General features: G+C 75.4%; 6 protein-coding genes. 3 read left to right on the top strand and 3 right to left on the bottom strand.

Annotated features, from left to right (window positions below; translation table 11 throughout):
- The coding region (locus tag J0670_RS26580; RefSeq protein ID WP_207814208.1) for an SDR family NAD(P)-dependent oxidoreductase at nucleotides 1-760 on the bottom strand (760 nt) is incomplete at its 3' end.
- 134 nt (nucleotides 761-894) lie between these two features.
- Between J0670_RS26580 and J0670_RS26585 the strand changes: the two genes are divergently transcribed.
- On the top strand, nucleotides 895-1,980 hold the full coding sequence (locus J0670_RS26585) for a hypothetical protein (RefSeq protein WP_207814209.1): 1,086 nt from the start codon (nucleotides 895-897) through the stop codon (nucleotides 1,978-1,980).
- A 6-nt stretch (nucleotides 1,981-1,986) separates the two neighbouring features.
- On the opposite strand, the gene J0670_RS26590 is transcribed toward J0670_RS26585, so the two are convergent.
- Together J0670_RS26590 and J0670_RS26595 are read right to left on the bottom strand one after the other, a co-directional pair.
- A complete protein-coding gene (locus tag J0670_RS26590) occupies nucleotides 1,987-2,718 on the bottom strand; it encodes an MIP family channel protein (RefSeq protein ID WP_207814210.1) in 732 nt (243 codons plus the stop codon).
- A 225-nt stretch (nucleotides 2,719-2,943) separates the two neighbouring features.
- Nucleotides 2,944-3,876: an NADP-dependent oxidoreductase gene (locus J0670_RS26595; protein WP_207814211.1), complete on the bottom strand. Its 933-nt coding sequence runs from the start codon at nucleotides 3,874-3,876 to the stop codon at nucleotides 2,944-2,946.
- A gap of 148 nt (nucleotides 3,877-4,024) precedes the next feature.
- On the opposite strand from J0670_RS26595, the gene J0670_RS40025 reads away from it, so the two are divergent.
- On the top strand, nucleotides 4,025-5,440 hold the full coding sequence (locus J0670_RS40025) for a LuxR C-terminal-related transcriptional regulator (protein ID WP_207814212.1): 1,416 nt from the start codon (nucleotides 4,025-4,027) through the stop codon (nucleotides 5,438-5,440).
- Between the two features lie 40 nt (nucleotides 5,441-5,480).
- A complete protein-coding gene (locus J0670_RS26605) occupies nucleotides 5,481-6,311 on the top strand; it encodes an SDR family NAD(P)-dependent oxidoreductase (protein WP_207814213.1) in 831 nt (276 codons plus the stop codon).
- The last annotated feature ends 68 nt before the right edge of the window (nucleotides 6,312-6,379 follow it).

Below are 6,379 nucleotides of genomic sequence, written 5' to 3' on the forward strand. Positions count from 1 at the left end.
CGACCGGCAGCACCGTCCCGGTGATGAAGGAGGCGTCGTCGGAGGCGAGGAAGAGCACGGCGGCGGCGACCTCGGCCGGGTCGCCGAGGCGGCCCATCGGGTGGAGCTTCTCGATCGCCGCGAGGTACTCGGGCCCGCCGGGTTCGTCCCGCAGTCGGGCGACGCGCTCGGTGGTGATGGTGCCGGGGGCGACCGCGTTGACCCGGATGCCGCGGTCGGCCCACTCGACGGCGAGGTGCTTGGTCAGCCCGGAGGCGACGAACTTGGCGGGCCCGTACACCGCCTGGCCGCGCTGGCCGGCCTCGCCGGAGATGGAGGACAGGCAGACGATCGAGCCGCCGGGCCGCTCCTGTGCGGTCATGGCGCGGATCGCGTACTTGCAGGTGAGGAACATGCCGCGGCCGTCGACGGCCATCACGTGGTCCCAATCCTCGGCGGTGGCCTCGGTGATCTCCATCAGCGGGATCACCCCGGCGTTGGCCACCAGGACGTCCAGCCGCCCGTGCCGCTCGACGGCCGCCTCGACCATCCGCCGGGCGTCCTCGTCCCGGGAGACGTCGCCGACCACCGTGCTGACGGCGCCCGGCAGTCGCCCGGCCAGGCGGCTCAGCCCCTCGGCGTCCACGTCCGTGGCCACCACCGACGCGCCCTCGCGCACGAAGCGCTCGGCGACCGCCCTCCCGATGCCACTGGCCGCGCCGGTCACCACACAGGACCGCCCTGCCAACCGGCCCCCACCCGCCCCACTCACAGTCGCCATGGGCATGACTCTACTCAGCACGGAGGGTGGAAATGTGGGGTTCCGCTACGATCCTGCGGTCAATGCGCCCGCGGCCCGCGGCCCGTGAAAGCAGCGGAACCGGCGCAGCGAAACAGTACGGGGGAGGAACCGGCATGAGGAAGACCGCCGTACGCGCGGCCGTCATCGCCCTGGTGGTGGCCGCGGCGGCGGCCGCGGGCCTGTGGTGGCTGCTCGGCCGCGACGACCCCGACCGCGACTGCGCCGGGCTGCGCGGCGACGCCCGGATCCGCACCGTGCTCGGCGGCACCTGGCGCGCCGACCTGCCGTGCCGCGACCTGGCCGACGGACTGCGCCGGGCCGCCACCGGCGACCGACTCGGCGACCACCCTGACGACCACCCCGGCGACCGGCCCGGCGTCCACACCGTGGAGCAGGCCCGCGCCATGCGCACCGTCGTCCTGGCACTCGCGGACAGTCCGGAGCACCGCGTCCATCCGGAGGTCCGCCGCCCGCTGGCGCAGGCCCTCGCCGACTACGCCGTCGACACCCACGCCGTGCTGACCGGGGTCGACAACCGCTACCAGTCCCACGCCGGCCCGAACGACGACGCCTGGCAGGACGACCGGGGCGCGCACTTCGCGGTGCCCGAGGCCGACCTGGTCCGGGCGCTGCGCGGCCTCGCCGAGGACCCGACGGCCTACGGTCTGCTGCGCGCCGCCGATCTGCGCCAGGGCGCGGCCGCACTGGCCGCCGTCCGGCCGGACGCGACGGACGCGACGAACGCGGCGAACGCAGCGGAGAACGCGATCCTCGATCCGCTGGTCCAGGCCGCCGCGCCCGCCGGCGCCTTCGACGGCATCGCCGACGACGTGCTGCGCGAGCGCGGCGACGCCGCCGGGCGGTCCTGGCGCACGGAGGCACTGACCGCGCTGTCCACGTCCGCCGGGCCGCAGGCGGCGAAGGCGGCGAAGCCCGAGCCCGTGCCGGACTTCGCCGCCGACCCGGCCGGTCACCTGACCGCCGGCTGGCTCGCCACCCTCACCCCGGCCGATCCGGACGGGGCGAGCGGCTGGGCCCGGCTGCACGACCAGGCGCCCGCCCTGCTCGCCGCCTGGGCCGAGGCCGCCCACGCGGACCTCACGCCGCAGGCGCTGCGCGACTGCCAGGACCGGGCCCGGACCACGACCGCACGCGAGCAGGGCGACACCGCCACCGCCTTGAAGGCCCTGAAGGGTTAGACCGGGTCAGACCCGGGCGTCGGTGGCCAGCGCCTCCGCCACCGGGAGGTTCGGCTGCGGGTGCGTCAGCAGGTGCACCCCCGCCGCGAGCGCGCCGCCGACCAGCGGGGCGAGCAGGAACAGCCACAGCTGGGAGAGCGCCCCACCGCCCGCGAACAGCGCCGGGCCGAGACTGCGCGCCGGGTTGACGGAGGTGCCGGTGAGCGGGATGCCGACCAGGTGGACGACCGCCAGGGCGATGCCGATCGGCAGCCCGTCGAAGCCGACCGCCGCCAGCCGGTGGGTGACCGCGAGGACCACGTACACCAGCAGGAAGGTGAGCACGACCTCGGTCAGGAAGGCGCCGCCCGCGTTGATGTGCACCTGAGAGCGCTCGCCCCAGCCGTTGGTGCCGAGCTTGCCGTGCGTCTCCAGGCCCGGCACCTGCTTCGCCAGCAGCAGCACCAGCGCCGCACCCGCGATGCCGCCGAGCACCTGCGCCACCCAGTACGACACGGCCGTGCGCCCGTCGATCCGGCGGGCCAGCAGGAAGCCGAGCGTCACCGCCGGGTTGACGTGGCAGCCGGAGATCGGCCCGAGGGCGTAGGCGAGCGCGAGCAGCACGAAACCGAACGCGAGCGCGATGCCCACCGTTCCGATCTGGTCACCCGCGAGCACCGCCGCGCCCACCGCCAGCAGCACCAGCAGCAGAGTCCCGAGGAACTCGCCGACCACCGCCCGCCTGTCCGTTCCACCCATACGCCTGGTCCTCCTGACCGTCAGGGCAGGCGGCCCGGTGCCGCCCGTACCCGGTCAACCCTGGTCGACCGTTCGGGGGACCGCATGTCGGCCGGACGGCGCACAGCCGTATTCACGGCGCTCCGCCTGCCGAATTACTCCGAATGCATGAAACCGTACGAAAATGGCGGGCATCGCGCAAAACGGGCAATCGGGGGCAGCACGGGACGGATGGGTGGTGAGCCGTCAGGACGACACCGTCAGGACGACCTTGCCGCGCAGGTGCCCGTGCTCGCTGATCCGCTGCGCCTCGGCGGCCTCCGCCAGCGGGAGCACCCGGTGCAGCGGCAGCCGCAGGGTGCCCGCCTCGTGCAGGGCGAGCGCGGCGGCGTAGGCCCGCTGATGGTACACCTCCCCCTCGCCGCCGCCGGTGAAGCGGACGCCGTACTTCCCGGCCTCGGCGAAGTCCGCGATCGTCACCACCCGGTCCGGGCTGCCCGTCAGCTCGATCGACAGCGGCAGCACCCCGCCCTGCCCGGCCGCGTCCAGTACACGGTCCACCCCGCCCGGGGCGGCCGCCCGCACCCGCTCGGCCAGGCCCTCGCCGTACGTCACGGGGATCGCGCCGAGCTCGCGCAGGTGGGCGTGGTTGGCCTCGCTCGCGGTGCCGATCACGGTGATGCCGCGCGCCCGGGCGAACTGGAGCAGCACGGTGCCGACCCCGCCGGCCGCGCCGTGCACCAGCAACGTCTCGCCGGGCCGGACGCCGAGGACGTCCAACGCCCGCTCGGAGGTCTCGGCCGCCGTGGGCAGCGCCGCCGCCTCCTCCCAACTCAGGGTGGCGGGCTTGTGGGCCAGCTCGTCCGCGCCCACCAGCGCCTGCTCGGCGTAGCCGCCGCCCATCAGGGCGCCGAACACCTCGTCACCGGGCGCGAAGCCGGTCACCCCGGCGCCGACGGCCTCCACCACGCCGGAGACCTCGAAGCCCGGCACGGCGGGGAAGGTCACCGGGAAGAGCTCGGCCAGCGCGCCGCTGCGCTGCTTGTGGTCGATCGGGTTGACGCCCACCGCGCGGACCGCGACCCGCACCTGGCCGGGCCCGGGGGCGGGCAGCTCGATGTCGATGGTGCGCAGCACGTCCGCGCCGCCGTACTGCGTGAAGGCGATCGCCTTGGTCATGGAAGGTCCTTGGGGTTTGCGGGAGTTGCTTTCTTCCGACGACTCCATCCTGTGCCCTCGGCGGTGGCTGCCCGGCCCGCCCTTCGGCCGGTTCGACCTGGCCGAAGGGACAGGCGGCCCCGGCCGTCCAGGGGTTAGGGTCGACGGCATGGACGAGACCTGGCAGGAGCACTGGGGCCGCCCCGAGGACGCGCTGGCCCGGGCCGTCGAGGTGCTGAGCACGCCCCGGCCGGACCTCCTGCTGCGGCTCGCCGAGGTGGTCGGCACCCTCGTGCCGCACGAGGCGATCGCGCAGCTCAACGGCATCTGCACCTTCTCCCCCGCGTACGCCTCCGGCCCGCCCGAGCTGGCCGGGCGGATCAGCGCCCTGGACCTGTCCCGGCTGGCCGACCGCGCGGCCGAGGCCACCTCGGCCGGCCTCCCCTGGCAGGGCGAGGCCGAGCTCGCCGGGCGCGTCCGGCCGGTGGTGGTGGTCGCCGCGACCGCGCCGGGCGGCGGCGGCCGTGCCGTGCTGCTCCTCGTCCGGGCCGACACCCGCACCGGCACCCGCACCGAGACGCGCACCGAGCCCCGCGCCGGCACCCGCACCAGCACCAGCACCAGCACCGGCACCGAACCCGTGACACCGAGGGCGCTCACCATCCTCCAGCGGTTCTGGGAGCTGGCCGTCGCCCACTCCGACCACCGCGCCACCGACGCCGCACCCACCCACGCGGCCACCTCCCGCGCCTCCGCCAACGCCCGGGCCCGCGCCATCGCCGAGTTCACCGGCACCCACAGCGCGGCGCTCAGCGCGATCCTGGCGCCGCTGCGCTCGGCCGACCTGGACGACACCGCCGCCCGCCGTGCCGCCACCGAACTGGCCGTCACCGCCCTGCTCGACCTGCGCCGGGGCGCCGAACTGGACCGCACGCTCAGCGAGGAGCCCGCCGGCGCCGCCTTCGCCCGGCTCGCCCGCGAACTGGGCCCGCTGCTGCGGCACACCAGGGTGCGCCTCGACGTCGCTCCCCCGGCGGAGGCCGACCGGTCCGTCCCGGCGGACGCCGCGCACACCGCCCGGGACGCCGTCCGGGCGGCCGTGCTGCTGATGCTGGAGCAGGAGAAACCGACGCGGCTGCACGTGAGTTGGAGCTTCGCGACGGACGGGCTGCTGCGCGCCGTGGTGCGCGGCGACGGCCTCGGCCTGCTCACCTCCGACGCCCTCACCGTGCACCGCACCGCCGACCGCGTCGCCGTCCTCGGCGGGCACTACACCGTCGAGGCCGTCCCGGGCTGGGGCACCACGGTGACCGTGGACCTCCCGCTCGCCCTGCCCGAGCCCGCCGCCCCCGAGACCGACCCCCTGGACGGCCTCCAGCCGCGCGAACTGGAGGTCCTCGACCAGCTCGCGCGGGGCCGCCGCAACCGGGACATCGCCGCGGCGCTGCACATCAGCGAGTCCACGGTGAAGTTCCATGTGGCCAACATCCTGGCCAAGTTGGACGTCTCCTCGCGCGGCGAGGCGGCGGCCCTGGCCCACCGCGCCGGCCTGCCGAGGCCCGAGCGCCTGCACGTGGCATCCTGAACCGGCCCCGCCTCCACGCCCCCTGGCCCCAGGAGTCCCGATGACCTCGCCGCGAACGATCCTCATCACCGGCGCCACCGACGGTCTCGGCCGCGCCCTCGCCCACCGCCTCGCAGCCGAGGGCGCCACCGTCCTGCTGCACGGCCGCGACCAGGGCAGACTCGACCGCACGGCCGAGGAGATCAGCACCGCCCACGGCGTCCGCCGCCCCGCCACCCTGCGCGCCGACCTCGCCGACCTCGCGCAGGTCCGCGCCCTGGCCGCCGAGGTCCGCGCCACCACCGACCGGCTGGACGTCCTGGTGAACAACGCCGGCGTCGGCGGCGGCGAACCCGACGGCCGCTCCCGGCGCACCAGCTCCGACGGGCACGAACTGCGGTTCGCCGTCAACCACTTGGCCGGCTTCCTGCTCAGCCTCGAACTCCTCCCGCTGCTGCGCGCCTGCGCCCCGGCCCGGATCGTCAACGTCGCCTCCGCCGGGCAGGAGGCGATCGACTTCGACGACCTCATGCTCGAACGCGACTACACCGGGATCCGCGCCTACTGCCGCAGCAAGCTCGCCCAGATCACCACCGGCTTCGAGCTGGCCGCGCGCGTGCCGGCCGCCGAGGTGACCGTCAACAGCCTCCACCCGGCGACCTACATGCCGACCAAGATGGTGCTGCGGGAGATCGGCCACAGCATCGACAGCCTGGAGGACGGCGTCGCCGCCACCCACCGGCTCGTCACCGACCCGGCGCTCGCGGGCGTCACCGGCCGCTACTTCGACCGCACCCACGAGGCCCGGGCCGACGCCCAGGCCTACGACCCGCGGTCCCGCGCCGAACTCTGGCGCCTCAGCCTGCGACTCGTCGACCACCTGGGGATCTGACATGACCGATCGTCCGGAACCCGCCACCTGGGACGCCACCGCCCCCGGCGTGCTCCGTCTGCCCTCCG

It is taken from the genome of Streptomyces sp. FH025, assembly GCF_017427025.1.
In the GTDB taxonomy this organism is placed as follows: Bacteria; Actinomycetota; Actinomycetes; order Streptomycetales; family Streptomycetaceae; genus Kitasatospora.

Excerpts from the sequence above, each read along its gene's own strand:
- J0670_RS26585 (WP_207814209.1), top strand. The coding sequence starts at position 895 with ATGAGGAAGACCGCCGTACGCGCGGCCGTCATCGCCCTGGTGGTGGCC.
- J0670_RS40025 (WP_207814212.1), top strand. The coding sequence starts at position 4,025 with ATGGACGAGACCTGGCAGGAGCACTGGGGCCGCCCCGAGGACGCGCTG.
- J0670_RS26595 (WP_207814211.1), bottom strand. The coding sequence starts at position 3,876 with ATGACCAAGGCGATCGCCTTCACGCAGTACGGCGGCGCGGACGTGCTG.
- J0670_RS26590 (WP_207814210.1), bottom strand. The coding sequence starts at position 2,718 with ATGGGTGGAACGGACAGGCGGGCGGTGGTCGGCGAGTTCCTCGGGACT.
- J0670_RS26605 (WP_207814213.1), top strand. The coding sequence starts at position 5,481 with ATGACCTCGCCGCGAACGATCCTCATCACCGGCGCCACCGACGGTCTC.